Source organism: Streptomyces sp. NPDC053493, from assembly GCF_044544825.1.
Taxonomy (GTDB): domain Bacteria; phylum Actinomycetota; class Actinomycetes; order Streptomycetales; family Streptomycetaceae; genus Streptomyces.
This window is the reverse complement of record NZ_JBITXS010000001.1, coordinates 990,350-1,017,259: the sequence shown is the minus strand read 5'-3', so window position 1 is coordinate 1,017,259 and position 26,910 is coordinate 990,350. Positions and strand designations below refer to the sequence as shown.

Sequence of the window (26,910 nt, the reverse complement as noted above, 5' to 3'; positions counted from 1 at the left end):
GCAACCTTTCGTTCGATTCAGGCATCCCACAGCGCGTGAAGAAGACCCTCGCGCTGTGGGCGGCGCTGACCGCCGTCGCCCTGTTCGCGACCGGCTGCACGGTCGCCGACGCCGACACTCCCGACCACCCGGCCACGCCGACGAGCGCGGCGCCCTCCGCCCGCGCCGGGAACAAGGCACCCGAGGGGAACACGGCACCCGAGGCACCCGACCAGCGCGCCGCCGCCTACCGCAAGTGGGGCCTGAAGCCCTTCGCCGCGCCGCCCGCCCCGCCCGCGAAGAAGCCGGTGACCCGCCCGGCCGGCGGCCCGGTCCCCGTCATCAGCGACATCCCGACCTCCGAGAAGGTCGTCTTCGTCACCATCGACGACGGCGCCGAGAAGGACCCGGAGTTCGTCGCGATGATGAAGGACCTCAAGGTGCCGGTGACGATGTTCCTCACCGACGCCGCCATCCGCGCCGACTACGGCTACTTCACCCCGCTCGTCGCCCAGGGCCACGGCGTCGCCAACCACACCCTCACCCACCCCAACCTGCGCACCCTCTCCCAGGAGGCCCAGCGCAAGGAGATATGCGGCCAGCAGGAGAAGCTGGCGGAGCGGTACGGGAAGCGGCCGCGGCTGCTGCGCCCGCCCTACGGCAACTGGAACGAGGCCACCCGGGCCGCGGCCGCGCGGTGCGGCACCGACGCGATCGTGCTGTGGCGCGAGTCCATGCAGATCACGAACATGCAGTACCAGCGCGGCGACAAGAAGCTCCACCCCGGCGACATCATCCTGGCCCACTTCCGCGGCCCGTCCGAGCTCAAGGGCACGACGATGACGGAGATGACGGCGAACCTGTTCCGGCACATCCAGGAGCAGGGCTTCACGGTGGCGCGCCTGGAGGACTACGTCTGAGGCCCGGGCCGTAGGGCTACGTCCGAGGACTCCGCCCGAGGGCTACGTCCGCGGCCCGGCCGCGGTCCGGCGGAGCTGCTCGCGCACCCAGGCCGGATCGGGATTGGTGTGCGCCCGGCCCGCGACCACCACGGTCGGCACGGTCTCGTCGCCGCCGTTGGCCGCCCGTACCGCCGCCGCGCCCTCGGGATCCCGCCAGATGTCGACCCAGTGCGCCCGCCGGCCGCTCGCGCCCAGCCGGAGGCGCAGCCGCAGACAGTACGTGCAGCCCGGCCGCCAGTACACGACGGGCCGGCCGTCGGCCGCGCTGCGGCGCTGCGCCTCCCGCGCGCCGACCGCCCGCGGGAAGGCAAGCGGCGACAGCAGGCCCGCGAGCACCACGAAGAGCACCAGGAACGTCAGGCCCCGGCCCGGGCTCCCTCGCAGCACCGAACCGGCCGCGAGGGCCGAGCCGCAGAGCACCAGCGCCAGGGGCGGGATCCACGTGCGTGTCATGAGGCGGAAGGCTAGTCGAGGCGGCGGAAAAAACCTCCGGCGCGGTGTCGATGCGGGCGGATGCCGTTCGACGTATGAGTGGAAGGCGGGGAACGGCCCCGCCACCGCATCCCGAGGAGTCACCATGCCCCGCTACCTCTCCCTCGTCCGCATCGAGGAGAACACCATCGACATGGCCTCCGCCGACCCCGGCTTCGACGAGCGCATGGGCGCGCTCTTCGAGGAGATCACCAAGGCGGGCGCCATGGTCGACACCGCCGGCCTCCGGCCCACCGCCGAGGCCACCCGGATCACCTGGCAGGACGGGAAGCTGTCCTACACGGACGGCCCGTTCACCGAGACCAAGGAGGTCGTCGGCGGCTACGCCATGCTGCAGTGCAAGGACATGGCCGAGGCGGTCGAGTGGGGCAGGCGCTTCCTGGCCGTCCACCCGCCGCACTGGAAGGTGGGCCTGGAGGTCCGCGAGGTCGAGGAGATGCCGGGCGCCTGAGCGCCTGCCCGCCCCGCCGCTCCCGGCGGCTGTCAGTGGTCCGTGCTGTCATGTGAGACGTGACGGTGGACAGCACGCTCGAGACGGTCTATCGGATGGAGTCCGCGCGGATCGTCGCGACCGTGGCGCGCATCGTCCGGGACGTCGGCATCGCCGAGGAGATCGCCCAGGACGCGCTCGTCGCCGCCCTGGAGCAGTGGCCCCGGGACGGCGTTCCCGACCGGCCCGGCGCCTGGCTGACGGCCGCGGCCAAGCACCGGGCCGTCGACCTGGTGCGGCGGCGCGAGACGTACGCCCGCAAGCTCGCGGAGGCCGGCCGCGAGCTCACCGAGGAGTCGTACGACCCCGAGCCCTCGGGTCCCGGCGACATCGACGACGACGTGCTGCGGCTGGTCTTCACCGCCTGCCATCCGGTGCTGTCCGCCGAGGCCCGCACGGCCCTGACGCTGCGGCTCGTCGGCGGACTGCGCACGGACGAGATCGCCCGCGCCTTCCTCGTGCCGGAGGCGACGGTCGCCCAGCGGATCGTGCGGGCCAAGCGGACGCTCGCGAAGGCGGCGGTGCCCTTCGAGGTGCCGTACGGCGAGGACCGGGCGGCCCGCCTCGGCTCGGTCCTCGAGGTCATCTATCTGATCTTCAACGAGGGCTACGCGGCGACCGCGGGCGACGACCTGCTGCGGCCCGGCCTGTGCGAGGACGCGCTGCGGCTCGCCCGCGGCCTCGCCGCGCTCATGCCGAAGGAGGGCGAAGTCCACGGCCTGGCCGCCCTGCTGGAGATCCAGGCCTCGCGCACGGCGGCCAGGACCGGGCCGGACGGCGCGCCCGTGCTGCTCGCGGACCAGGACCGCAGCCGCTGGAACCGGCTGCTGATCCGGCGCGGTTACGCCGCTCTCGAGCGGGCCGTCCAGGAGGGCGGCGCGGGCGGACCGTACACCCTCCAGGCCGCCGTCGCCGCCTGCCACGCCCGCGCGGCGACGTACGAGGAGACGGACTGGGCCACCATCGCCGCGCTCTACGGGCGGCTCGCCGCCGTCGCGCCCTCGCCGGTCGTCGAGCTCAACCGCGCGGTCGCCGTGTCGCGGGCGGAGGGCCCGGAGGCGGGCCTGGCGCTCGTCGACGCCCTGGCCGCCGCCGCGCCCGGCCTGGACCGCTACCACCTGCTGCCGAGCGTCCGCGGCGACCTGCTGGCCCGGCTCGGCCGCGGCGCCGAGGCCCGGGCCGAGTTCCAACGGGCCGCCGCCCTCACCCGTAACGAGCGGGAGCGGAGCCTGCTCCTCCGGCGGGCCCGCGAATCCGCTCCAGGACACGGGACTTAGGCTTTTTGGCATGTCCCCGCGTACGCCGTTGCCTCCGCCGCCTCCGCCCGCCGAGATCCAGAACTGGCCCGACCGGGAGGCGCGGCTCGTCGACCGGGCGCTGGCGCTCGACGAGCTGGGCCGGCGGCTGCTCGGCGGCGGGCGGCTCGCGCTGTTCCTGACCTGGTTCCTGCTGCTCCAGCTCGGCTGGAGCCTGGTCGGCGTGCTGCTGACCTCGCTCGACGGCGCGATCCTCGACCCGATCACGTTCCTCGTCGGGCTGATCGTGGCCGCCCTCGGCCTGTGCGTCCTCGGCCCGGCGGTCTGGCTGACCGTCCGGAGCCTGCGCAGGGACAGGGTCGTGCGCGAGCGGCTGGTCCTGTGGGCGGTCCTGGACCGGCACGGCCCCACGGACGCCCGGCTGCGCGCGCCGGTGCTGAGCAGCTGCTGGATGCTGCTGTCCGCCCTGATGTGCGGCTTCGGCCTGTGGCTGTCCTTCGCCGTCCCGGCCGGCGCCACCCGCGAGGGCGGCTACGGTCCGGTCGTCTACGGCATGGGCGTCGCCCTGATCCTGTGGATCACGGGCCTCACCGGCCTGGCGAAGGCCGTCGGCCACTACCGCCTCGCCGTCCGCCTCACGGGCGCGGCGCCGGGTGCCCGATCAGCATCGTCGGAGCTCCCGCGACCCGAGTGAGCAGCACGGTCGCGGAGTGCGGGCCCTTCGGCTTCACCTTGCGGCGGATCTCCTCCGGCTCGACGGCCGAGCCGCGCTTCTTCACCGTCAGCGTGCCGACCTCGCGCTCGCGCAGCAGCGCCTTCAGCTTCTTGAGGTTGAACGGGAGTTCGTCGGTGATCTCGTAGGCGGTGGCGTACGGGGTCGCGGTGAGCGTGTCGGCCGTGACGTAGGCGATGGTCTCGTCGATCAGGCCGCCGTCCAGCTCCCGGGCCACCTCGGCGACCAGGTGCGCGCGGATGACGGCGCCGTCGGGCTCGTAGAGGTAGCGGCCGACGGGACGGACCCGCGGGTCGGGCAGGCCCTCGCCCAGGAGGCTCGCGCCGCCGGGCAGCAGCGTCGCGCGGCGGGCTCCGGGCTCGGTGCCGAACCACAGCACCGCCTCCTTCACGTCGCCGCCGTCCGAGATCCACTCCGCCTCGGCCTCCTCGGGCACGGCCTCGTGCGGGATGCCGGGAGCGATCTTGAGGGCCGCGTGCGGGGCCTTGCGGGCCGCCTCGACCGCCCAGGACAGCGGCGGCGAGTAGGCCTCCGGGTCGAAGACGCGGCCCCGGCCGCCGCGCCGCGCCGGGTCGACGAAGACCGCGTCGTACGGGCTGGTGTCGATCTCCGTGACGTCGGCGCACCGCACCTCGACCAGGTCCGCGAGGCCGAGCGCGGCGGCGTTGGCGCGGGCGGCCTCGGCGGTCAGCGGGTCGCGGTCGACGGCGAGGACGGAGATCCCGGCGCGGGCGAGCGCGAGCGCGTCGCCGCCGATGCCGGAGCAGAGGTCGGCCACGCTGCGCACGCCGAGCTCCTTCAGGCGGGCGGCGCGGTAGGCGCCGACGGTCGCCCGGGTGGACTGCTCGACGCCGTTGGGCGTGAAGTACATCCGGTACGCGTCCTCGGCGCCGAACTTCGCCACCGCCCGCTGCCGCAGACGGGCCTGACCGAGGGCCGCCGAGACGAGGTCGGCGGAGTGGTCGCGGCGCAGCCGGGAGGCGACCGCCAGTTCCTGGGCGGGGTCGTAGTCGCGCAGCGCGGCGAGGAGGGCCTGGCCCTCGGGGGCGAGCAGGGCGGTGAAGGCGGCGAGGTCGGTCACCCGCCCCATTGTGGCGGCCGGGGCGGGTGTGGGCCGCCCGGGGGATGGTGCGGACGGTGCCGGTGGTGTCGGGGCCGTGGAGCGGGGCGGCGCTGACAGGATGCGGCGCCATGCAGCTAGTAAGACAAAAGGAACAGAAGTCCATTTTTCTGGCCGTACGGGCGGCCGGGGCCGTCCTGGCCGTCGCCGCGCTCGGCTCCGCCTGCGCCGGTCCCGGCGGCGACGGGCGGCCCGAGGCGGCCGAACCGGCCAAGCCGGCCGCCGGTCAGGAGCAGCCCCGGGCCGGCGCCGTCGGCGCACTCGACGCGTACGTCGAACGCGTCCGCAAGACGCGCGCCGCCCGGGTGGCCGCCGCCCGGAAGTGGGGCCTGGAGAAGCCTCCGCTCGACGCGCCGGAGCCGCCCGCCGTCAAGCCGAGGATCACCACCCGCAAGGGCTTCGAGACCGACGGCGTCGGCCTGCCGCCGGTCTTCACCACCGTGCCGACCAAGCAGAAGGTCGTCTTCCTGACGATCGACGACGGCGCGGAGAAGGATCCCGCGCTGCTGCGGATGATGAGCGAGCTGAAGATCCCGTACAGCGCCTTCCTCAGCAACTACCTGGTCAAGGACGACTACGGCTACTTCAAGAAGATGCGGGACTCCGGCGTCTCGCTGCACAACCACACGCTCACCCACCCCTATCTGCCCGGTCTCGACTACGACGACCAGAAGCGGCAGATCTGCGGGATGCAGGACATCCTCCAGAAGCGGTTCGGCACCCGGCCGCCGCTCTTCCGCCCGCCGTACGGCAACTACAACGAGGACACCCTGCGCGCGGCCAAGTCGTGCGGCGTCAAGGCGGTCCCGCTGTGGGCGGCGGAGGCCTTCCCGGACCACATGGAGTGGCGCGAGTGGGACCGCGACCTGCACCCGGGCGACATCATCCTCACGCATTTCCGGGGCAAGGAGGACTGGAAGGGCACCATGCCGGACATGATCCGCAAGGTGATGAAGACGGTCACGGCCAAGGGGTACGCGGTGGCGAAGCTCGAGGACTACGTATGAGCCGGGCGCGCCGGCTGACCGCCGCCCTGGCCCTGACCGGCGCGCTGTTCGCCCTGCCGGCGTGCGCGTCCTCGGTCGACCCGATCGAGCGGCTCGGCCGCAAGGCGGCGGAGAAGGTCGGCCCGCGCCCGCACCGGGCCGCGCGCCAGCCGGCCGCGCGGCCGGGACCGTCGGTGTCTCCGGCTCCCGTCGTGTCCGGCGTGCCCCTCGTCCGGAACCGCCCGCCTCGGTCAGACGTTCCCCAGGTCGGCGCCACGGGGTCGTGAATTGGCACTCCGCTTGACCGAGTGCTAATCGCGGTCATAGTCTCGGCTCTGGCACTCCCCGCAGGAGAGTGCCAACACAGCGACGGGCAGGTCCGGCACCCGCGACGACGGATCCACCTGGTCGCCACCTCAGACAGTTAACCCCGTGAGATCTCCGAAGGGGGAGGTCGGATCGTGACGACCACCAGCTCCAAGGTTGCCATCAAGCCGCTCGAGGACCGCATCGTGGTCCAGCCGCTCGACGCCGAGCAGACCACCGCCTCTGGCCTGGTCATCCCGGACACCGCCAAGGAGAAGCCCCAGGAGGGCGTCGTCCTGGCCGTGGGCCCGGGCCGCTTCGAGAACGGCGAGCGCCTGCCGCTCGACGTCAAGACCGGCGACATCGTGCTGTACAGCAAGTACGGCGGCACCGAGGTGAAGTACAACGGCGAGGAGTACCTCGTCCTCTCGGCTCGCGACGTGCTCGCGATCATCGAGAAGTAAGTCACCCAGGGCCTTCAAGGGCACCTGTACAGATGCGTTGAGCTGCGCCCCTGACCCCCTGGCTATCTCCTCGGGCGGCCAGGGGCGCAGTTTCTTTCTACGATTTCCGAGAGGGCTGAACCGCTCCCATGGCGAAGATCCTGAAGTTCGACGAGGACGCCCGTCGCGCCCTTGAGCGCGGCGTCAACAAGCTTGCCGACACGGTGAAGGTGACGATCGGCCCCAAGGGCCGCAACGTCGTCATCGACAAGAAGTTCGGCGCCCCCACCATCACCAACGACGGTGTCACGATCGCCCGCGAGGTCGAGATCGAGGACCCGTACGAGAACCTCGGCGCCCAGCTGGTGAAGGAGGTGGCGACCAAGACCAACGACATCGCGGGTGACGGCACCACCACCGCCACCGTCCTGGCCCAGGCGCTGGTCCGCGAGGGTCTGCGCAACGTCGCCGCCGGCGCCTCCCCGGCCGCCCTGAAGAAGGGCATCGACGCCGCCGTCAAGGCCGTCTCCGACGAGCTCCTCGCCACCGCGCGTCCGATCGACGACAAGACCGACATCGCCGCCGTCGCCGCGCTCTCCGCGCAGGACCAGCAGGTCGGCGAGCTCATCGCCGAGGCGATGGACAAGGTCGGCAAGGACGGTGTCATCACCGTCGAGGAGTCCAACACCTTCGGCCTGGAGCTCGACTTCACCGAGGGCATGGCCTTCGACAAGGGCTACCTCTCGCCGTACATGGTCAGCGACCAGGAGCGTATGGAGGCCGTCCTCGACGACCCGTACATCCTGATCAACCAGGGCAAGATCTCCTCCATCCAGGACCTCCTGCCGCTGCTCGAGAAGGTCATCCAGGCCGGTGGCTCCAAGCCGCTGCTGATCATCGCCGAGGACGTCGAGGGCGAGGCCCTCTCCACCCTCGTCGTCAACAAGATCCGCGGCACCTTCAACGCCGTCGCCGTCAAGGCGCCCGGCTTCGGTGACCGCCGCAAGGCGATGCTCCAGGACATGGCCGTCCTCACCGGCGCCACCGTCATCTCCGAGGAGGTCGGCCTCAAGCTCGACCAGGCCGGTCTCGACGTGCTGGGCACCGCCCGCCGCGTGACCGTCACCAAGGACGACACCACGATCGTGGACGGCGCCGGCTCCTCCGAGGACGTCCTCGGCCGCGTCAACCAGATCAAGGCCGAGATCGAGGCCACGGACTCCGACTGGGACCGCGAGAAGCTCCAGGAGCGCCTCGCGAAGCTGGCCGGCGGCGTGTGCGTGATCAAGGTCGGCGCCGCCACCGAGGTGGAGCTGAAGGAGAAGAAGCACCGTCTGGAGGACGCCATCTCCGCGACCCGCGCCGCGGTCGAGGAGGGCATCGTCTCCGGTGGTGGCTCCGCGCTGGTCCACGCCGTCAAGGTCCTCGAGGGCAACCTCGACAAGACCGGCGACGAGGCCACCGGTGTCGCGGTCGTCCGCCGCGCCGCCGTCGAGCCGCTGCGCTGGATCGCCGAGAACGCCGGCCTCGAGGGCTACGTCATCACCGCGAAGGTGGCGGAGCTGGAGAAGGGCCAGGGCTTCAACGCCGCCACCGGCGAGTACGGCGACCTGGTCAAGGCCGGCGTCATCGACCCGGTCAAGGTGACGCGCTCCGCTCTCGAGAACGCCGCCTCCATCGCCTCCCTGCTCCTCACCACCGAGACCCTCGTGGTGGAGAAGAAGGAGGAGGAGCCGGCGGACGCGGGCCACGGCCACGGTCACGGCCACTCCCACTGAGCTCCGTAGCGCGCGGCCGGTAGCCTCCGGCTCGCGGCCCTCAGCTCGTGAGCGAGGCCCGGTGCTCCCGTCGCGGGAGCACCGGGCCTCGCCCGTTTCCAGGCCGTTCGACGGCGGCGTTCCTCCGCTCGGCGGCGGCGCCTCCTCGTCCCGTCGGGCTCCTCGTCCCGGTCAGGCCTCCACGGCTCCGAGCTGGCCCATCAGGCCCAGCAGGTCGTACTGCCACTAGCCCTCCGCGATCTTCCCGTCGTCGCGGAAGCGGTGGATGACGATCCCGGTCATGGACACCTTCATGCCGGTGGGCTGGAGCCCCATGAAGTCGCCGACATGGGTGCCCGTCCAGGTCCAGCGGGTGCAGACGCGGTCGCCCTCGGCCATCTGGTCCTCGACGGTGAAGGCGAAGTCGAAGCCGCCGCGCCACATCTCCACCTCGCGGCGCATCGCGTCCATGCCGATGGTGTCCTGCTCGTTGGTCGGGTCGTGGTCGTGATAACCCTCGGCGATCACCTCGTCGAGCAGCGCGAGCTCCGGCTCGTCGGCGAGCATCTCGAAGAAGCGCCGGGCGTTGGCCTTGTACAGCGCCTCGTCCCGCACCACGTCCAGATCCGTGAAGGTCGGCATCTCGTCGCAGAGCGCGACCATCTCCCGGAAGATCTTGTCGGTCTCCGGCAGCTGCGAATTGCGCATGGCCACGTCGTACGACGGGAACTCCACGATCTCCACGACATGGGAGGCGTCGGACCGGTCCGTGCCGACGATGCTGTGGGTGGCGGTGCGCTTGCCCTTGGTCTGCTCGACCCACCGGTCCATGAGGCGGTTGAGGTCGTCCACCCGGCTGGTCTTGCAGTCGATGATCTGTACGAAGCTCATGGCGCCTCCCGGAGCCGCCCCCCGGACCCGCTGGACCTCTCCAGTCTAGGTCCGGACGGCTACGCCGACCGTGTCAGGTCCGAGGCCCTGACCTCCTCCGCGAACGGCTCGCCCCGGCCGTAGCGGGCGATCTCCGCCAGCGCCTGGTCGGCCATGCGGTGCAGCTCGTTGCCGAGGGAGCCGGCCACGTGCGGAGTCAGCAGGACGTTCGGGAGTTCGTACAACGGCGAGTCGGGCGGCGGGAGTTCGGGATCGGTCACGTCGAGGACCGCGTGCAGCCGGCCCGCCCGCAGATGCGGGAGCAGGGCGTCCTCGTCGACGAGCGAGCCGCGGGCGGTGTTGATCAGCGTCGCGCCGTCGGGCATCGCGGCGAGCTGGGGCGCGCCGATCATCCGGTACGTGGCGGGCAGCTGGGGCGCGTGCACGGAGACGACGGTGCTGCGGGCGCAGAGTTCGTCGAGTCCGACGAGTTCCGTGCCGGGCGGGGCGTCCGTGACGTACGGGTCGTAGAGCAGGACGTCGAGGTCGAAGGGGCGCAGCAGGTCGAGGACCCGGCGGCCGATGCGGGAGGCGCCGACGATGCCGACGGTCCTGCGGTAGTTGCCCCAGGCGTCGGACTCGTCGGTCCAGGCCTGGTCGGTGCGCAGGCGCGCGTACTGCTGGGCGGAGCGCAGCACCTGCTTCCCGGCGAAGAGGATGGCGGCGAGGGTGTACTCGGCGACCGGCAGCGCGTTGGCGGCGGCGGCCGAGGTGACGCGGATGCCGCGGGCCCAGCAGGCCTCGGTGATGTGGTGCTTGACCGAGCCGGCCGCGTGGACGACGGCCTTGAGGCGCGGGGCGCGGTCGAGGACCTCCTCAGTGAGCGGCGTGGCGCCCCAGCAGGTCAGCAGGAGTTCGGCCTCGGCGAGCGCGGCGGCGGCCTCGGGCGCGGGCGCGGTCAGGTCGTGGGCGACCAGACGCGGGTCGGTGCGGGTGAGCGCGGCGAGCCGGGCGCGGTGGGCGTCGGTGAGCAGGCGTCCGTCGACGCCGGGGCCCATGCAGAGGAGGAGGGAAGGGCGGTTGTCGGTGGTCGGGTGCATCCTGGGACCTGGGCTCCTCACGGGACGTTCCTCACTTGACGCTGCCGGCGGTCAGACCCGCCTTCCAGTGGCGCTGGAGGGAGACGAAGGCGACGACGAGCGGGACGACGGCGAGCAGTGATCCGGTGACGACGAGGGGGTAGTAGTCGGGTTCGGCGTGGGCGTTGCTGTTCCACGCGTAGAGGCCGAGGCTCAGCGGGAAGAGCTTCTGGTCGGAGAGCATCACCAGGGGGAGGAAGAAGTTGTTCCAGATCGCGGTGAACTGGAAGAGGAAGACGGTCACGAAGCCCGGCATGATCATGCGCAGACCGATGGACCAGAAGGTGCGCAGCTCGCCGGCCCCGTCGATGCGGGCGGCCTCCAGGGCCTCGTCGGGGATGTAGCCGGCGCTGAAGACCCTGGCGAGGTAGACGCCGAAGGGGTTGACGAGGACGGGGATCAGCACGGCCCAGTAGGTGTTGACGACGCCCACCTCGCTGGCGAGCAGGTACATGGGCAGCGCGAGCGCGGTGGTGGGGACGAGCACGCCGAGGAGGACGAGGCCGAACAGCTTCTCCTTGCCCCGGAAGTCGTACTTGTCGAAGGCGTAGCCGGCGGCGACGCTGACCAGCGAGCAGGCGAGGGCGCCGAGGCCCGCGTAGAGCAGGCTGTTGAGGTACCAGCGGCCGTAGATGCCGTCGTTGTACGCGGCGAGGCGGCTCAGGTTGCCGCCGAGGTCGAAGCCCTCGAAGGAGAAGGCGTTTCCGGCGAGGAGTCCGCCGGCGTCCTTGGTGGCGGCGGTGAGCAGCCAGACGAGCGGGAAGAGCATGTAGACGACGGCGAGGACGAGGGCGCCGTTGACGGCCGCCTTGGACAGCCAGACCTTCGCGGTGCGGTTGCTCATGCCTCTCTGTCCTTCCGGCGGCGGGTCAGGCGGGTGACGGCGAAGGAGAGCAGCGCGGCCGTCAGGGCGAGCAGCACGGAGGAGGCCGCGGCGAGGCCGTAGTCGTTGCGGTCGAAGGCCGCCGTGTAGGCGTACATGTTCGGGGTCCAGGTGGAGGTGACGGCCGAGCCGGTGCCCTTGTTGAGGATCAGCGGCTCGGTGAACAGCTGGAGCGAGCCGATGACGGTGAAGAGGGCGACCATCACGAGCGAGGGGCGGATCAGCGGGATCTTGATGCCGGTCGCGACGCGCCAGGCGCCGGCGCCGTCGACGGTGGCGGCCTCCAGGACGGAGCGGTCGACGGCCTGGAGCGCGGCGTAGAAGATCACCATGTTGTAGCCGAGCCATTCCCACAGCGCGATGTTGACGACGGAGGGGAGGGAGCCGGCAGGGGAGAAGAAGTCGAAGCCGACGCCGCCGGCCTCCATGGCGTGGACGACCGGGCTGAGCTGGGGCGTGTAGAGGTAGACCCAGATCAGCGCGGCGATGATGCCGGGGACGGCGTGCGGCAGGAACAGCGCGAGCTGGAAGAAGCGGCGGGCGCGGGCGAGCGCGGAGTCGAGGAGCAGGGCGAGGCCGAGGGCCCCGGCGAGCAGCAGCGGGATGTAGAGCAGGCAGTATCCGAGCAGCACGCCGAAGCCCTCGCGGAAGGCCCGGTCACCGAGCGCGGCGGTGTAGTTGTCGAGTCCGCCGAAGACGGTCTCGGCGCCGCCGAAGCCGAGTCCCGACTGCTTCTCGGTGAAGAGGCTGAGCCAGACCGCGTATCCGATCGGCACCACCATCACCGCGGTGAAGAGCAGGAAGAACGGGGTCAGCAGGGTCGCCGCCGCGCGGGTGCGGGCCTTCACGCGATCAGCCCTCGACCTTCAGGCCGCGCTTGGTGAGTTCGGCGACGGTGGCGTCGTGGCCGGCCTTGACGGCGTCGGCGATGGTCGGGCCGCCCTTGGCGATCTTGCCGAAGTGGTCCTTGACGGTGGTGTTGGTGGTGCCGGTGGTCGGTCCCCAGGCCCAGTTCTCCTCGATGGTGGCGCCGGCCTGCTCGAAGAGGGCGTAGATGTCCTGACCGCCGTAGAAGCTCGCGTCGAAGGCCGACCTGGCGACCGGCCGCAGGGCGGAGGCGGCGGGGAAGGCGCTGGAGGTGCCGGAGGCGATACGGGCCTTCACACCGGCCTCGGTGGTGGACATCCACTCGGCGAACTCGACCGCGGCGGCCTTCTTGCCGCTGCTCTTGGTGACGGCGAAGGAGGTGCCGCCGAGCATGCCGCTGGCGGGTGTGCCCCAGTGCGGCATGGGCGCGACCGCCCACTTGCCGCTCTGCTCGGGCAGCGTGCCCTTGAGGACGCCGGCGCCCCAGGACGCGCCGAGGTAGCCGAGGGTGGTGCCGTTCTTGAGGGAGCCGGTCCACTCGGGGCTGAAGGAGGCGTTCTTGTGGACGAGGTCGGCGTCGAGGAGGCCCTGCCAGTAGTTCGCGACCTTGGTGGTGGCCGGGTCGGTGGTGTCGATCTTCCAGGTGTCGTTCTCGGCCTTGAACCACTGGGCGCCGGCCTGCCAGGCCATCGCCTCGAAGGTGGTGGGGTCGTCGGGGAAGAAGGTGGCGATCCGGGCCTTGGCGTCGGCCTTCTTGACCTTCTCCGCGGCCGCCTTGAACGCGTCCCAGGTCGTGGGGACGGTGATGCCGTACTTCGCGAACAGGTCCTTGCGGTAGTAGAAGGCCTGCGGCGAGGCGTCGAAGGGGACGGCCCAGGTCTTGCCGCCGAGGGTGGTGAGCTCCACGGCCTGCGGAAGCAGCTTGGCGCGGTCCTGCTCGGTGAACTGGTCGCCGATGTCCTGCAGGGCGCCGGAGGAGACGAACTCAGGGAGCGAGGAGTACTCGATGGAGACGAGGTCGGGCGCGTTGCCCGCCTTCACGGCGTTGGAGATCTTGGCGTAGCCGCCGGCGGTGCCGGAGGGGATCTCCTCGAACGTCACCCGGATGTTCCGGTGGGAGGCGTTGAAGGCGTCGACCACGTCCTTGGAGCCCTTGGCCCAGCCCCAGAAGGTGAGGGTGACGGGCTTGTCCGCGGTGCCCTTGCCGGCGTCGCCGGCGCTGTCGTCACCGCTCCCGCCGCAGGCCGTGAGGACGGCCAGGGCGGTGGCGGTGCCGGCTATGACGCGGGTGGTTCTGCTCCAACGGGTCCAACTACGGCTCACGGCACGGCTCCTGACACGGCGGCGTGGACGGGGTTGGCCGTGATCCTGGGACGGTTCGTGAGCGAAGTCAAGAGCGAAAGATTGATTGATCGAAAAAAGATCAGGAGATTGTCGATCCGTGCGCCCCGCACGAGGCCCGGACCCGCAGCCGCGGCAGCAGGCTCAGGTGCCGGCGCACCGGCTCCTCCTCGCCCGCCTCCGGCGCCTCCGTCAGCCGCTCCACCAGGAGCTCCGTGGCATGCCTGCCCACCTGCCGCTTGGGCGGGGCGACCGCCGTGAGCGGGATGTCGGCGAGGGCGGCGACCTCGTCGTCGTACGCGATCAGGGCGAGGTCCTCCGGCACCCGCACGCCGAGGTCGGCGAGCCGCTGCACGATCTGGATCGCGTCCACGTCGTTGTGCACCAGGGCCGCGTCGGCGAGACCCGACTCCACCGCCTCGTGCAGCGCCCGCACCGCCCGCTCGAAGCCCTCCGGGTCGGACTCCGCCGGTACGGAGTCGACGACCGCCCGCGGCGCCTTCAGGCCCAGCGTGCCGAGCGCCTCGGCGTAGCCGGCCCGCACCGCGAGCGCCGTCGGGCTGTCCCCGCGGGCCACGAGCAGCGGCGTGGCGCGGCCCAGGCCGAGCAGGTGGCGCAGCGCGAGCAGCACGCCGTGCGCGTGGTCGGACGCCACCCGGTCCAGGCCGTCGAGCGGGCTGCCCGGGTCGGCCCGCCGTTCCAGGAGCACGGCCGGCACCGGCAGTTCGGCCAGCCAGTCGCCGTAGGCGAGCCGGTCCTCGGGCCCGCGCCAGCCGGGTGCGACCAGGACGCCCTCGGCGCCCGCCGCGAGCAGGCCCTCGGTGCGGGCCCGGTCCTCCTCGGGCCGGTAGTCGGAGATCCGCAGGATGAGCCGGGCGCCGGCCCGGGCGGCGGCCTCGTGGGCGCCCCGGATGACCTCGGCGAAGTAGTACGTGGCGGAGGGCGCGAGCAGGCCGAGCACCAGGCCGCCGGGCGTGCCGGCTCCGGCCGCGGCGCCCGTGGCGCCGGGCCAGGACACCTGGCCGTGCACCCGGTCGAGCAGGCCCCTGGCGGCCAGCGCCTCCACGTCCCGGCGCGCGGTGACGGGGGAGACCCCGAGCAGTCCGGCCAGGTCGGAGACGCGGGCCGTGCCGCGTTCGCGCACCAGGGCCAGCAGTCGGTCGTGTCGTTCGGCGGCACTCTCGCGCACGGCGGTTCCCCCTCGCGGTGGTGGTGGACTCCCGACCTTAGAGCAAAATGATCGAACGGCGGGAGTTTCGATCATTCGCTCCGATTCTCTTGACGTTCGATCGGAGCGTGTTCAGGATTCCGGGGCGACGCCGCCGTCACCCAGGCACCCAGGGAGCATCATGCCCACGCCGCCCCCGAACCGTGAGCCGGAGGACCCCGAGCCCGAGGACCGTGCGCTCAGCCCGTACACCGGCTGGACCCGGGCCCACTGGGAGGCGCGGGCCGACCGGCTGCTCCTCGCCGTCCGCCCGTACGCCTCCCCGGGCCTCGGCCTCGTCGACCTGCCCGGGCCGCGCCCCAGCTGGTCCGGCACCCGCTCCGACGGCCTGGAGGGCTACGCCCGCACCTTCCTCCTCGCCGCCCTGCGGACCGCCGCCCACGGCGACGACCCGCACCGCCACCTCGACCGCTACGCCGCCGGGCTCGCCGCCGGCACCGAGAAGCCCGGCACCGACGGGCCCGACTCCTGGCCACGGATGGCCGGCACCCGCCAGGCGGTCGTCGAGTCCGCCTCCGTCGCCCTCGCCCTGCGCCTGACCCGCACCCGCCTCTGGGACCACCTCGACGACGACGTCCGCCGGCGCGCCGTCGACTGGCTCCTGCCCGCCCTCGAACCCTCGCCCGTCGACAACAACTGGTGGCTCTTCGGCCTCACCGTCGCCGGATTCCTCCAGGACGCCGGCATCGAGACCGACCGGGCCGCCGCCACCGTCGTCCGCTCCCTCGACCGGATCGAGGACTGGTACCTCGGCGACGGCTGGTACAGCGACGGCGACAACCGGGCCTTCGACCACTACAACGCCTGGGCCCTGCACTTCTACCCCGTCCTGCACGCCCACCTCGCCGGAGACCGCGCCCTCCTCGACCGCTACGGCCCCCGTCTGCGCGCCCACCTCGACGACTACGTCCACCTCTTCGACACGAACGGCGCACCGCTCCCGTACGGGCGTTCCCTGACCTACCGCTTCGCCGCCGCCGCGGCCCCCTGGCTCGGCGCGCTCACCGGCCACACCCCGCTCGGCCCCGGCGCCACCCGCCGGCTCGCCTCCGGCGCCCTGCGCCACTTCCTCGACCGCGGCGCCACCGACGAGAACGGGCTGCTCACCCTCGGCTGGCACGGCCCCTACGAACCCGTGCTCCAGTCCTACTCCGGCCCCGGATCCCCTTACTGGGCGTCCAAGGGCTTCCTCGGCCTGCTGCTCCCCGCCGACCACCCCGTGTGGACGGCGGCCGAGGAACCGCTGCCCGCCGAACGCGCCGACACCGTACGGGCCTTCGGCCCCACCGGCCTGCTCGTCCAGACCACCGCCGCCGACGGACTCGTCCGCCTCCACAACCACGGCAGCAACCACGTCGGCGACGGCGCCGACCCCGGCTACTCCCGCCACGCCTACTCCACCCGTACGGGACCCACCACCGCGCCCGACCCGGCCGACAACCACTTCGCCCTGCTCGGGCCCGACGGCACCGCCACCGCCCGCGGCCCCGCCGAACCGCTCGGCACCGGCCCCGGCCTGGCCGCCTCCGCCCACCGCCCGCTGCCCGGCGTCCGCGTCCTGTCCGCCACCCTCGCCCACGGCCGCGCCGAGGTCCGCGCCCACCTCGTGCTCGGCGCCCAGGAAGGGACACCCGTACGGCAGACCGGCTGGACCACCGGAGCCCGAGGGCCCGTCTCCCAGCTCCACCCGGTCCACGGCTATCACCCGGACCTCGCCCTCCTGCCCACCGGCGCCACCCTCCAGGGCCCCGGCCCCACCCGTACGCCCGCCCTGCACGGCACCACCCGCGGCCCCGCCGCCCTCTTCGTCGCCCTCGCCTCCCTCACCGCCGAACCCGACCCGGCTCCCGTCACCGCCCTCGCGCACGTCCAGGTCACCGGCCCCCACACCCTCACCGTGACCTGGCAGAACGGCACCACCGCACGACTCGACCTGGCAGCCCTCGCCCCTCTCGACGCCCCCGACCCGGAGGACCCGTGACCCAGCGCCGTACCCACGCCGCTCTCGCCGCCGCCGCCCTCGCCCTGCCCCTGCTCGCCGCCGCACCCGGCGCCCAGGCCGCCGCCCCGCCCGGCCACCGCCACTACGTCGACTGCTCCGCGCGGTCCGGCGGGGACGGCCCCGCGGACGGCAGCGTCCAGCACCCCTGGACCAGCCTCGCCGAGGCCAACGCCCACCCCTACGGGCCCGGCGACCGGCTCCTGCTGCGCCGCGGCACCACCTGCACCGGCACCCTCCAGCCCCGGGGCGAGGGCTCCGCCGCGTACCCCTTCACCATCGCCGACTACGGCTCCGCGCCCGGCCGCGCCGTCGTCGACGGCGCCGGCGCCCACGACGCCGTCCTGCTCGCCAACACCCGTCACGTCCGGCTCACCCGCCTGGAGATCACCAACGCCGCCGCGCCCGGCACCGAACGCAACGGCGTCCGCCTCCGCCTCGCCGACTACGGCGCCGCCCAGGGCATCACCCTCGACCACCTCGCCATCCACGACGTACGCGGCGGCGACTTCAAGACCCTCACCGGCTCCAGTGCCATCCACGTGGCCGTCGAGGGCACCACCGTCCCCAGCTGGTACGACGGCCTCGACATCCACCACAACGACATCCGGGACGTCGACCGCGAAGGCGTCTACTTCAAGTCCCGCTTCTCCCGCCGCGAACTCGTCGGCGACCAGCAGGACCCCGCCGCCTATCCCGGCCCCTGGACGCCCAGCCTCGGCGTGCGCGTCCACCACAACACCCTGACCTCGATCGCCGGCGACGGCATCAAGCTCGACACCACCCGCGGCGCCCGCGTCGACCACAACCGCGTCGACGGCTTCCAGCTCCGCTCGAACGCCGCCAACGCCGGCATCTGGACCTTCAACACCGACGACACCACCGTCGAGCACAACGAGGTATCGGGCGGCGGAAACACCCGGGACGGGATGTCCTTCGACGCCGACGGCGCCTCCCGGGGCACTGTCTTCCAGTACAACCTCAGCCACCACAACAAGGGCGGCTTCCTGCTGATCTGCCCCTACAGCGGCGCCCGGACCCTCGACACCGTCGTCCGCTACAACATCAGCGTCGACGACGGCGCCCGGCTGATCCAGAACTGCTGGGGCCCCATCCTCGGCACCGAGATCTACAACAACACCTTCGTGAACCGGACCACCGTGCCCGCCCACCTCGTCCAGGACGACGCCGGCAGCCCCGCCACCACCCGTCACGAACTCGCCCTGCGCAACAACATCTTCGTCAACGAGGGCACGCCCGGCGGCTACGCCTTCAAGAACCCGACGCCCGGGCTCTCCTTCTCGCACAACCTCTTCCACGGCGTCACCATGACCCGCCCCAACCCCGGCGGCCTCGACGCCGACCCGCTGCTCCGCCCGGACCTCCGGCTCGGCACCGGCTCCCCGGCCCTGTCCGCCGGCACCCTGATCGAGAACAACGGCGGCAGGGACTGGTTCGGGAACGACGTGCCGGCGACGTCGCTCCCCAACATCGGCGCCTACGAGGGCCCCGGCGTCGCGTCCGACTGACCGGCGGCTCCGGCGGCTCCTCGCGCGGCCGCGACGGCGCCGGCGACGGCGCCGGCCGAGCGGCTACTTCGGCCCGTACTTGCGGCCCGCCTTCGACGACACCCCGCCGAGCAGTCCGCGCGGGGCCAGCTTCACCACACCCATCAGCGCCTTGTAACGGGGATCGGGGATGGACAGCGTCCGTCCCCGGGCCAGGTCGGCGAGCGCCGTGGACACCAGCTTGTCCGCGTCCAGCCACATCCAGCCCGGGATGTTGTCCGTCCCCATGCCCGCCCGCTGGTGGAACTCCGTCCGCACAAAGCCCGGGCACAGCGCCATCAGCCGCACGCCGCTGCCCGCGAGGTCGCGCGCCGCGCCCTGGGTGAACTGCACCACCCACGCCTTCGACGCCCCGTAGGTGCCGCGCGGCACGAACGCGGCCACCGAGGCCACGTTCACCACGCCGCCGCGGCCCCGCGACCGCATCGACCCGGTCGCCGCGGACGTCAGCCGCAGCACCGCCTCGCAGTGGACCTTGAGCATCTTCAGCTCGTCGGCCATGGACACCTCGAGGAAGCGGCCCTTGTTGCCGAAGCCGGCGTTGTTCACCAGCAGGTCGACCGGCCGCTTCGCGTCGCTCAGCCGCGCCTCCACGGACGCGATCCCCGACTCCTCGGAGAGGTCCGCCGCCAGCACCTCCGCCTCCACGCCGTGGCGGTCGTGCAGCTCGGTCGCCTGCTCCCGCAGCCGCTTCACATCGCGTGCCACGAGCACCACGTCATGTCCGTCCGCGGCCAGTCGCCGCGCGAAGGCGGCGCCGATGCCGGCGGTCGCGCCCGTAATCAGTGCAGTCGTCATATGCGGCACGTTAGCCCGCGCCGTGTGAACGACGTGTGTGGGAAACCGGCACCCCGGGCCCTCCCGGACGCCGACCCGGGACTTCGCCCGGAGTTGTCCCCTACGCCGACCCGGGACTTCGCCCGGAGTTGTCCCCTACGCCGACCCGAGACTTCGCCCGGAGTTGTCCCGGGCCGGGCCCGGACGCGGCCGGGGCGACGACGGCGCCTTCCGGTCAGGACCCGGACGCGTCCCCGTACTTCTCCGTGTAGCCGCGCGCGAGTTCGAGCAGGCCCGACTCCATCCACTCCGCCGCGACCAGCGTGCCCGGCAGCTGCGTCCGGTCGGCCGTCGCCGCGTGGTGCAGCCGGGCGACGGTGACGTCGTGGTCCGGGCGGTGGACGACCTCCATCCGGTCGCCGGCCCGGATCTCGCCCGGGACGACGACCCGGAGCAGCGCGCCCGGACCCGCCGCCGAGCCGTTGAAGCGGCGGACCCAGCCGCTCTCCTCGACGAAGCCGGCGAACGTACGGCACGGGATGCGGCCGCCGGTCACCTCGACCACCACCTCCTCGCCGATCCGCCAGCGTTCGCCGATGAGGGCGCCGTTGACGTCGAGACCGCGGGTGGTGAGGTTCTCGCCGAAGGAGCCGGCCGCGAGCGGACGGCCGAGCTCGCGCTCCCAGGCGTCCAGGTCCTCGCGGGCGAAGGCGTAGACGGCCCGGTCGGGACCGCCGTGGAAGCGCAGGTCGCAGACGGCGTCCCCGGCCACGCCACTGGTCGCTCCGGGCCCGGGCGTCTCGACCCGTACGGGTCCGGTGACCGGCCGCTTGTCGATGGCCGTCGTCCCGGACGGGGCGTTGGTGTACTCCACGGTCTTGGGGCGGCCCACGTTCACGCTCAGCAGTTCCATGCGCGCACCCTAACCAGGCTTCTCAAAGCTGACCAGCGATATTCGCCGCGCCATCCAAGAGTCGCTTATGCTCGACCTATGATCGAGGCCCGCCACCTCCGCGTCCTGCGCGCCGTCGCCGCCACCGGCTCCTTCTCCGCCGCCGCGCGCGAACTCGGCTGCACCCAGCCCGCGGTGAGCCAGCAGATGAAGGCGCTCGAAGCCTCCGCCGGCACGCCGCTGCTCGTCCGCACCGGCCGCGAGATGCGGCTCACGCAGGCCGGCGAGGCGCTGGTCCGGCACGCCTCCGGCATCCTCGCCGGGCTGACCGCCGCCGAGGAGGAGGTCGCCGCCATCGCCGGGCTGCGGGCCGGCCGGGTGCGCCTGGTCTCCTTCCCGAGCGGCAGCTCCGCCCTCGTCCCCACCGCCCTGGCCGCGCTGCGCGCCGCCCATCCGGGCACCCGCGTCTCGCTGGTCGAGGCCGAGCCGCCGCGGTCGGTGGAGATGCTGCGCGAGGGCGACTGCGACGTGGCGCTCGCCTTCCGCTACGGCGCCGGGCCGGCGGCCGGTCCGGACGCCTGGGACGACCTGGTGGTCCGCCCGCTCCTGGCCGACCGGCTCGTCGGGCTCGTCCCGGAGGGGCACCGGCTGGCCGGCGCGGAGTCGGTCACGATCGGCGAACTGGCCGAGGACCCGTGGATCGCGGGCTGCCCGCGCTGCCGCCGCCAGCTGGTCGACGTCTGCGAGCGGGCCGGCTTCACTCCCCGGATCGACTTCGCCACCGACGACTACCCGGCCGTGGTGGGCCTGGTGGGCGCGGGTCTGGGCGTGGCCTTCCTGCCGGAGCTCGCCATCGAGTCCGTACGGCCGCGGGGAGCCGTCACGGTGCGGGTGGAACCCGCCGTGGAGCGGGAGATCGTGGCGCTGACCCTTCCGGACCTCGCCCAGGTGCCCGCCGTCGCGGCGACGCTCGACGAGCTCACCCGGGCCGCGAACCGGGGCGCGGGGCGCGGCGCGGGCCGGGCCGTGACGCCGGTCGGGTGACCCGCCGCCTCGGCCGTACGAGTGGTCCTGCCTCCGGCCGTACGGGTGGACTTTCCGCCCCGTAGGGGCCTCGCGTGCCGCCGTCGGGGTGAACGCGGCGGGCCGTCGGAGTGACGGGACGCGGGCCGTCGGGGTGAGACCCCGAGGGCTGTCCGGGTGACGGGGTGCGGGCCGTCGGAGTGAGCGGGCCGGGGCCGTCCGGGTGGCCGCCGTGGCGCCGTACGGGTGAGGGCGGGGACACCGGTCGGGGCCGGCCGGGTGACGCGGTCGGGCCGCACGGAACTCCGGGTCAGGCCGTACGGGGCTCCGGGTCGGGCCGTACGGGTGACGGGTGCGCGTGACGCCGGCGGCCGGCGCATCACGGGCGGCGGCCGGCGGTGGTCGGCCGCGGGCCGACCGGAGCCGCGCCGACCGGGACCGTCCCGCCCGGCTCCTGTCCTCCCGTCAGACGTCCTGGCGTGCCGTCAGGCAGGTTTGCAGAAACGTTCCTTCAGGCGTGGGCCACGCCTGCCGAACTCGACGCCGACGGCCGCGTCACTCCGGCGGCCGTCGTGACCAGGCGGTTGCGGGCCCGGCCCATGAGCTCCTCGCGTTCGTCCTCGGTGAGGCCGCCCCAGACGCCGTAAGGCTCCCGTACGGCGAGCGCGTGCGCCGCGCACTCCGCGCGGACCGGGCACCGCATGCAGACCTCTTTCGCCGAGTTCTCGCGCGCACTCCGTGCCGCGCCGCGCTCTCCCTCGGGGTGGAAGAACAGGGAGCTGTCGACCCCGCGGCAGGCCGCGAGGAGCTGCCAGTCCCACAGATCGGCGTTGGGTCCGGGAAGGCGGGAGAAATCTGCCATTGCGCTTGTCCCCTTGAAACCGTGTCGAACGGATAGGTGGGCGGGTGGATGGCTGATCGAGGGGGCCTTTCGCCCCTCAGTGGGTCTCGGGTACCCGCTCAAGCGGGTTCGATCCCGACCGTACAACTACTGACTGAGTAGATGTAAATATGACTCATTGCGAATCTAGCCACAGACACTGCGAAAAGGGAAGAAAACCCGCTAAATGGGGCATAGCTTCGAGCCAAGGACGGGTGACCTGCGACGCTCTCCTCCGCGTACGGTCCCTCACGTAGAGTGCCGAAGGCGGCCGTCCGACCCGTAACTCTTTCGAGTGACCATCGTTGAGAGTGCGGAGGCGGTTGAAGGAACAAGCGCTCGGGCAGGTGTCCGAGGGCGTCAATCGCACAGGTGACGATACGTACCAGCCCTGGAGGCCACAGGTGACGCGCTTCAGCTGCGAGAGCCACGGAGGTCAGCGATGACATCCGTCCTCGTCTGCGACGACTCCCCGCTTGCCCGAGAGGCTCTTCGCCGCGCGGTCGCGACCGTGCCCGGCGTCGAGCGCGTGACCACCGCGGCCAACGGTGAGGAGGTCCTCCGCCGCTGGGGCGCGGACCGCTCGGACCTCATCCTGATGGACGTGCGCATGCCCGGTCTGGGCGGCGTCGAGACCGTCCGCCGGCTGCTGTCCGCCGACCCCGGCGCCCGCATCATCATGCTGACCGTCGCCGAGGACCTGGACGGCGTCGCACTCGCGGTGGCCGCCGGCGCCCGTGGCTATCTGCACAAGGACGCCTCGCGCGCCGAGCTGCGGGCGACCGTCACCCAGGCCCTCGCCGACCCGACCTGGCGGCTCGCCCCGCGCCGGCTGCGCTCGGCCGAGATGGGTGCGGCGCCCACCCTGACCGCACGCGAGATCCAGGTCCTCGAGGGCATGAGCCACGGCCGGTCCAACGCGGAGATCGGACGCGAGCTGTTCCTCTCCGAGGACACCGTCAAGACGCACGCCCGGCGCCTCTTCAAGAAGCTGGGCGCCTCGGACCGGGCGCACGCGGTCGCGCTCGGATTCCGCTGGGGCCTGGTCCGCTGACCCGCGGTCTTCGGCCGCATCCCCGTCCGCCACGGGGCGGACGGGGTGGGCTTGTGTCACTTCCCCGCGGAATGCCGCATCCTTGAAGGCGTGGAGTTCCTCGGGGACGAGACGAACGAGCCAGCGGACAACGAGCGGAAGGGGAGGGCGCAGGAGATGAGTCCCGGCGCACCTGCTCATAACGCTTCGGTGCACAACTACGGACGCGGTGCCGCGAACGAGCAGACGCCGAGGCACCATGGAGCGATGCGCGACGACGAGACCACGGGGTCACCCGTGCCCGCCGGGCCGGGGGAGATCGGTGCACTCGTTCACCGTGCCGTCGAGGGGGACGCGCAGGCCACGCACGATCTCCTCGCGCGCGTGCACCCGCTCGCCCTGCGCTACTGCCGCACCCGGCTGAACCGGCTCCCCGGCGACGCCCGTCACTTCGTGGAGGACCTCGCCCAGGAGGTCTGCGTCGCCGTCCTCATGGCACTGCCGCGCTACAAGGACACCGGCAGGCCCTTCGAGGCCTTCGTCTTCGCCATCGCCGGACACAAGGTCGCCGACCTCCAGCGGGCCGCCATGCGGCATCCGGGGTCGACGGCGGTGCCCTCCGACGAGATGCCCGAGCGGCCCGACGACTCGCTCGGACCCGAGGAGCGCGCCCTGCTCAGCGACGACGCCGAGTGGGCCAAGAAGCTGCTCGCCAACCTCCCGGAGAACCAGCGCGAGCTGCTGGTGCTGCGGGTCGCGGTCGGGCTCACCGCCGAGGAGACCGGGCAGATGCTCGGCATGTCGCCGGGAGCCGTGCGGGTGGCCCAGCACCGCGCGCTCAGCCGGCTGCGGGCCCTGGCCGAGCAGTAGAAGGGCCCCGGGCCGAGCGGGAGAGGCCTCGGCCGGGCGGGAGAGGTTCGTAGTCCGGCCCGTAAGGGTTGCTGCTCAGGTGTATCCCTCACGTACACGTAGAAACCTCCAAAGCTTCTTGCTGATCTTGCTCGTGGAATGAGACACGGTCGCGGCCCGTTAGCATGGACATCCGCACCGATCAAGGCCATTGGGGAAGGTGTCATGACTGCAAACGTCGACGGAGTGCCCGGTAAATTCGCGACACTCGGGCTGACCTACGACGACGTGCTGCTGCTGCCGGGCGCATCCGAGGTGCTCCCCAACGCGGTCGACACCTCGTCCCGCATCTCCCGCAACGTGCGGGTCAACATCCCGCTGCTCTCCGCCGCGATGGACAAGGTGACCGAGTCCCGCATGGCGATCGCGATGGCCCGGCTGGGCGGCGTCGGCGTGCTGCACCGCAACCTCTCCGTCGAGGACCAGGTCAACCAGGTCGACCTCGTCAAGCGCTCCGAGTCCGGCATGGTCACCGACCCGATCACGGTGCACCCGGAGGCGACGCTCGCCGAGGCCGACGCCCTGTGCGCCAAGTTCCGCATCAGCGGCGTCCCGGTCACCAACCCGGACGGCAAGCTGCTGGGCATCGTGACCAACCGCGACATGGCCTTCGAGAGCGACCGCAGCCGCGAGGTCCGCGAGGTCATGACGCCGATGCCGCTGGTCACCGGCAAGGTCGGCATCTCCGGCGTGGACGCCATGGAGCTGCTGCGCCGCCACAAGATCGAGAAGCTGCCGCTGGTCGACGACGAGGGCGTGCTCAAGGGCCTCATCACCGTCAAGGACTTCGTCAAGGCGGAGAAGTACCCGAACGCCGCCAAGGACGCCGAGGGCCGGCTGCTCGTCGGCGCCGCCGTCGGCGCCAGCCCCGAGTCGCTCGAGCGCGCCCAGGCGCTCGCGGCCGCCGGTGTGGACTTCCTGGTCGTCGACACCTCGCACGGCCACAACAGCAACGCCCTCAGCTGGATGGCGAAGATCAAGTCGAGCGTGAACGTCGACGTGATCGGCGGCAACGTCGCCACCCGTGACGGCGCGCAGGCGATGATCGACGCCGGCGTCGACGGCATCAAGGTGGGCGTCGGCCCGGGCTCCATCTGCACCACCCGTGTGGTCGCCGGCATCGGCGTCCCGCAGGTCAGCGCCATCTACGAGGCCTCGCTCGCGGCCCGTCCGGCCGGCATCCCGCTGATCGGCGACGGCGGCCTGCAGTACTCCGGCGACATCGGCAAGGCGCTCGCCGCCGGCGCCGACACCGTGATGCTCGGCAGCCTCCTCGCCGGCTGTGAGGAGTCGCCCGGCGAGCTGCTCTTCATCAACGGCAAGCAGTTCAAGTCGTACCGCGGCATGGGTTCGCTCGGCGCCATGCAGTCCCGCGGCCAGGGCCGGTCCTACTCCAAGGACCGCTACTTCCAGGCCGAGGTCAGCTCCGACGACAAGCTCGTGCCCGAGGGCATCGAGGGCCAGGTGCCCTACCGCGGCCCGCTGGCCAACGTCCTGCACCAGCTCGTCGGCGGCCTGCGCCAGACCATGGGCTACGTGGGCGCCGCCACCGTCGCGGAGATGGAGTCCAAGGGCCGCTTCGTCCGGATCACCGCGGCCGGCCTCAAGGAGAGCCACCCGCACGACATCCAGATGACGGTCGAGGCGCCGAACTACAGCCGCAAGTAACAGCGCGCGACGGCGGACGGCGGCCCGCGCCGGCGCACGCCGGGGAAGGGGCGGTTCCGGCATACGGCCGGAGCCGCCCCTTCGGCGTGCTTCGGGGATACTGGTAGGCGCAGACCAAGAGGGAAAGGCCACACAACGTGACTGAGATCGAGATCGGGCGCGGCAAGCGCGGCCGCAGGGCGTACGCGTTCGACGACATCGCCGTCGTACCGAGCCGGCGCACCCGGGACCCGAAGGAGGTCTCGATCGCCTGGCAGATCGACGCCTACCGCTTCGAGCTGCCCTTCCTGGCCGCCCCCATGGACTCGGTCGTCTCGCCGCAGACCGCCATCCGCATCGGCGAGCTCGGCGGCCTCGGCGTCCTGAACCTCGAGGGCCTGTGGACCCGCTACGAGGACCCGCAGCCGCTGCTCGACGAGATCGCCGAGCTGGACGAGGCCACCGCGACCCGCCGTCTGCAGGAGATCTACGCCGCGCCGATCAAGGAGGAGCTGATCGGGCAGCGCATCAAGGAGGTGCGCGACTCGGGTGTGGTCACCGCCGCCGCGCTCTCCCCGCAGCGCACCGCGCAGTTCTCCAAGGCCGTGGTCGACGCCGGCGTGGACATCTTCGTCATCCGCGGCACGACCGTCTCCGCCGAGCACGTCTCCGGCGCCGCCGAGCCGCTGAACCTCAAGCAGTTCATCTACGAGCTCGACGTCCCGGTGATCGTCGGCGGCTGCGCCACCTACACGGCCGCGCTGCACCTGATGCGGACCGGCGCCGCGGGCGTCCTGGTCGGCTTCGGCGGCGGCGCCGCCCACACCACCCGTAACGTGCTCGGCATCCAGGTCCCGATGGCCACCGCCGTCGCCGACGTGGCCGCCGCCCGCCGCGACTACATGGACGAGTCCGGCGGCCGCTACGTGCACGTCATCGCCGACGGCGGCGTGGGCTGGTCCGGCGACCTGCCCAAGGCCATCGCCTGCGGCGCCGACGCCGTCATGATGGGCTCCCCGCTGGCCCGCGCCACCGACGCGCCCGGCAAGGGACACCACTGGGGCATGGAGGCCGTCCACGAGGACGTGCCGCGCGGCAAGCTCGTCGACCTGGGCATGGTCGGCACCACCGAGGAGATCCTCGCGGGCCCGTCGCACACCCCGGACGGCTCGATGAACTTCTTCGGCGCCCTGCGCCGCGCCATGGCCACCACCGGCTACAGCGAGCTGAAGGAGTTCCAGCGCGTCGAGGTCACGGTCGCCGACGCCCAGCACAAGCGCTGACCCACCGCCCGTCCCGTACGCCGAGGGGCCCCGCACCGAATGGTGCG

General features: G+C 72.4%; 26 protein-coding genes. 15 read left to right on the top strand and 11 right to left on the bottom strand.

The window, feature by feature from the left end:
- Positions 1–35 precede the first annotated feature (35 nt).
- The gene (locus ACIGO8_RS04530) at positions 36–899 is read left to right on the top strand and encodes a polysaccharide deacetylase family protein (protein ID WP_399723639.1); all 864 of its coding nucleotides are present in this window, start codon (positions 36–38) and stop codon (positions 897–899) included.
- Positions 900–941: 42 nt separating this feature from the next.
- On the opposite strand, the gene ACIGO8_RS04525 is transcribed toward ACIGO8_RS04530, so the two are convergent.
- Positions 942–1,394: a glutaredoxin domain-containing protein gene (locus ACIGO8_RS04525; protein ID WP_399723636.1), complete on the bottom strand. Its 453-nt coding sequence runs from the start codon at positions 1,392–1,394 to the stop codon at positions 942–944.
- A 124-nt stretch (positions 1,395–1,518) separates the two neighbouring features.
- Here ACIGO8_RS04525 and ACIGO8_RS04520 point away from each other — a divergent pair, with 124 nt between their 5' ends.
- From ACIGO8_RS04520 to ACIGO8_RS04510, 3 genes are all read left to right on the top strand, one after another.
- Positions 1,519–1,884, top strand: a complete 366-nt coding sequence (locus tag ACIGO8_RS04520) for a YciI family protein (RefSeq protein WP_399723633.1) — start codon at positions 1,519–1,521, stop codon at positions 1,882–1,884.
- 95 nt (positions 1,885–1,979) lie between these two features.
- Entirely contained in the window at positions 1,980–3,200 is a 1,221-nt protein-coding gene (locus ACIGO8_RS04515; RefSeq protein ID WP_399724329.1) for an RNA polymerase sigma factor, read from the top strand.
- A 10-nt stretch (positions 3,201–3,210) separates the two neighbouring features.
- Positions 3,211–3,873, top strand: coding sequence for a hypothetical protein (locus tag ACIGO8_RS04510; RefSeq protein ID WP_399723630.1), 663 nt, complete (start codon positions 3,211–3,213; stop codon positions 3,871–3,873).
- Here the strand turns inward: ACIGO8_RS04510 and ACIGO8_RS04505 are convergent.
- Positions 3,815–5,002: a methyltransferase domain-containing protein gene (locus ACIGO8_RS04505; RefSeq protein ID WP_399723627.1), complete on the bottom strand. Its 1,188-nt coding sequence runs from the start codon at positions 5,000–5,002 to the stop codon at positions 3,815–3,817. The two genes, ACIGO8_RS04510 and ACIGO8_RS04505, sit on opposite strands and share 59 nt — an antisense overlap.
- Positions 5,003–5,103: 101 nt before the next feature.
- Between ACIGO8_RS04505 and ACIGO8_RS04500 the strand changes: the two genes are divergently transcribed.
- The 4 genes from ACIGO8_RS04500 to groL all read left to right on the top strand — a co-directional run bounded on the left by ACIGO8_RS04500 (position 5,104) and on the right by groL (position 8,545).
- Positions 5,104–6,039: a polysaccharide deacetylase family protein gene (locus tag ACIGO8_RS04500; RefSeq protein ID WP_399723624.1), complete on the top strand. Its 936-nt coding sequence runs from the start codon at positions 5,104–5,106 to the stop codon at positions 6,037–6,039.
- Positions 6,036–6,305 carry a hypothetical protein gene (locus tag ACIGO8_RS04495; protein ID WP_399723621.1) on the top strand — a complete coding sequence of 90 codons (270 nt, stop codon included), beginning with the start codon at positions 6,036–6,038 and terminating at the stop codon, positions 6,303–6,305. Before ACIGO8_RS04500 ends, ACIGO8_RS04495 begins: the two co-directional genes overlap by 4 nt.
- Positions 6,306–6,479: 174 nt before the next feature.
- A complete protein-coding gene (groES, locus tag ACIGO8_RS04490) occupies positions 6,480–6,788 on the top strand; it encodes a co-chaperone GroES (protein ID WP_003998759.1) in 309 nt (102 codons plus the stop codon).
- A gap of 128 nt (positions 6,789–6,916) precedes the next feature.
- Positions 6,917–8,545 (top strand): chaperonin GroEL, encoded by a 1,629-nt coding sequence (gene groL, locus ACIGO8_RS04485; RefSeq protein ID WP_399723617.1) that lies wholly within the window; start codon positions 6,917–6,919, stop codon positions 8,543–8,545.
- A 225-nt stretch (positions 8,546–8,770) separates the two neighbouring features.
- Here the strand turns inward: groL and ACIGO8_RS04480 are convergent, their stop codons facing one another.
- From ACIGO8_RS04480 to ACIGO8_RS04455, 6 genes are all read right to left on the bottom strand, one after another.
- Entirely contained in the window at positions 8,771–9,415 is a 645-nt protein-coding gene (locus tag ACIGO8_RS04480) for an ester cyclase (RefSeq protein ID WP_399723614.1), read from the bottom strand.
- Between the two features lie 59 nt (positions 9,416–9,474).
- A complete protein-coding gene (locus ACIGO8_RS04475; RefSeq protein WP_399723612.1) occupies positions 9,475–10,494 on the bottom strand; it encodes a hydroxyacid dehydrogenase in 1,020 nt (339 codons plus the stop codon).
- Between the two features lie 31 nt (positions 10,495–10,525).
- Complete coding sequence (locus ACIGO8_RS04470) at positions 10,526–11,377, bottom strand: carbohydrate ABC transporter permease (RefSeq protein WP_399723610.1); 852 nt, start codon at positions 11,375–11,377, stop codon at positions 10,526–10,528.
- Positions 11,374–12,264 carry a carbohydrate ABC transporter permease gene (locus ACIGO8_RS04465; RefSeq protein WP_399723608.1) on the bottom strand — a complete coding sequence of 297 codons (891 nt, stop codon included), beginning with the start codon at positions 12,262–12,264 and terminating at the stop codon, positions 11,374–11,376. Before ACIGO8_RS04465 ends, ACIGO8_RS04470 begins: the two co-directional genes overlap by 4 nt.
- A 4-nt stretch (positions 12,265–12,268) precedes the next feature.
- Positions 12,269–13,606, bottom strand: a complete 1,338-nt coding sequence (locus tag ACIGO8_RS04460; protein ID WP_399723606.1) for an ABC transporter substrate-binding protein — start codon at positions 13,604–13,606, stop codon at positions 12,269–12,271.
- A 100-nt stretch (positions 13,607–13,706) separates the two neighbouring features.
- A complete protein-coding gene (locus ACIGO8_RS04455) occupies positions 13,707–14,813 on the bottom strand; it encodes a substrate-binding domain-containing protein (protein WP_399723604.1) in 1,107 nt (368 codons plus the stop codon).
- A 160-nt stretch (positions 14,814–14,973) separates the two neighbouring features.
- Here ACIGO8_RS04455 and ACIGO8_RS04450 point away from each other — a divergent pair, with 160 nt between their 5' ends.
- Together ACIGO8_RS04450 and ACIGO8_RS04445 are read left to right on the top strand one after the other, a co-directional pair.
- The gene (locus ACIGO8_RS04450) at positions 14,974–16,833 is read left to right on the top strand and encodes a DUF2264 domain-containing protein (protein WP_399723602.1); all 1,860 of its coding nucleotides are present in this window, start codon (positions 14,974–14,976) and stop codon (positions 16,831–16,833) included.
- Positions 16,830–18,380 (top strand): right-handed parallel beta-helix repeat-containing protein, encoded by a 1,551-nt coding sequence (locus ACIGO8_RS04445; protein WP_399723600.1) that lies wholly within the window; start codon positions 16,830–16,832, stop codon positions 18,378–18,380. The genes ACIGO8_RS04450 and ACIGO8_RS04445 overlap by 4 nt, the downstream gene beginning before the upstream one ends.
- Before the next feature lie 63 nt (positions 18,381–18,443).
- Here the strand turns inward: ACIGO8_RS04445 and ACIGO8_RS04440 are convergent, their stop codons facing one another.
- Positions 18,444–19,217 (bottom strand): SDR family NAD(P)-dependent oxidoreductase, encoded by a 774-nt coding sequence (locus ACIGO8_RS04440; RefSeq protein WP_399723598.1) that lies wholly within the window; start codon positions 19,215–19,217, stop codon positions 18,444–18,446.
- Positions 19,218–19,431: 214 nt separating this feature from the next.
- Positions 19,432–20,109, bottom strand: a complete 678-nt coding sequence (locus ACIGO8_RS04435; RefSeq protein ID WP_399723597.1) for an MOSC domain-containing protein — start codon at positions 20,107–20,109, stop codon at positions 19,432–19,434.
- A 78-nt stretch (positions 20,110–20,187) separates the two neighbouring features.
- On the opposite strand from ACIGO8_RS04435, the gene ACIGO8_RS04430 reads away from it, so the two are divergent.
- On the top strand, positions 20,188–21,132 hold the full coding sequence (locus ACIGO8_RS04430) for a LysR family transcriptional regulator (protein WP_399723595.1): 945 nt from the start codon (positions 20,188–20,190) through the stop codon (positions 21,130–21,132).
- Positions 21,133–21,622: 490 nt separating this feature from the next.
- Here the strand turns inward: ACIGO8_RS04430 and ACIGO8_RS04425 are convergent, their stop codons facing one another.
- Positions 21,623–21,973 carry a WhiB family transcriptional regulator gene (locus ACIGO8_RS04425; RefSeq protein ID WP_399723593.1) on the bottom strand — a complete coding sequence of 117 codons (351 nt, stop codon included), beginning with the start codon at positions 21,971–21,973 and terminating at the stop codon, positions 21,623–21,625.
- Positions 21,974–22,433: 460 nt separating this feature from the next.
- Here ACIGO8_RS04425 and ACIGO8_RS04420 point away from each other — a divergent pair, with 460 nt between their 5' ends.
- From ACIGO8_RS04420 to ACIGO8_RS04405, 4 genes are all read left to right on the top strand, one after another.
- Positions 22,434–23,045 (top strand): response regulator transcription factor, encoded by a 612-nt coding sequence (locus ACIGO8_RS04420; RefSeq protein WP_003948568.1) that lies wholly within the window; start codon positions 22,434–22,436, stop codon positions 23,043–23,045.
- Positions 23,046–23,291: 246 nt separating this feature from the next.
- Entirely contained in the window at positions 23,292–23,894 is a 603-nt protein-coding gene (locus ACIGO8_RS04415; protein ID WP_399723591.1) for a sigma-70 family RNA polymerase sigma factor, read from the top strand.
- Between the two features lie 204 nt (positions 23,895–24,098).
- Complete coding sequence (guaB, locus tag ACIGO8_RS04410) at positions 24,099–25,601, top strand: IMP dehydrogenase (RefSeq protein ID WP_399723589.1); 1,503 nt, start codon at positions 24,099–24,101, stop codon at positions 25,599–25,601.
- A 137-nt stretch (positions 25,602–25,738) separates the two neighbouring features.
- Entirely contained in the window at positions 25,739–26,863 is a 1,125-nt protein-coding gene (locus tag ACIGO8_RS04405; RefSeq protein WP_399723587.1) for a GuaB3 family IMP dehydrogenase-related protein, read from the top strand.
- The last annotated feature ends 47 nt before the right edge of the window (positions 26,864–26,910 follow it).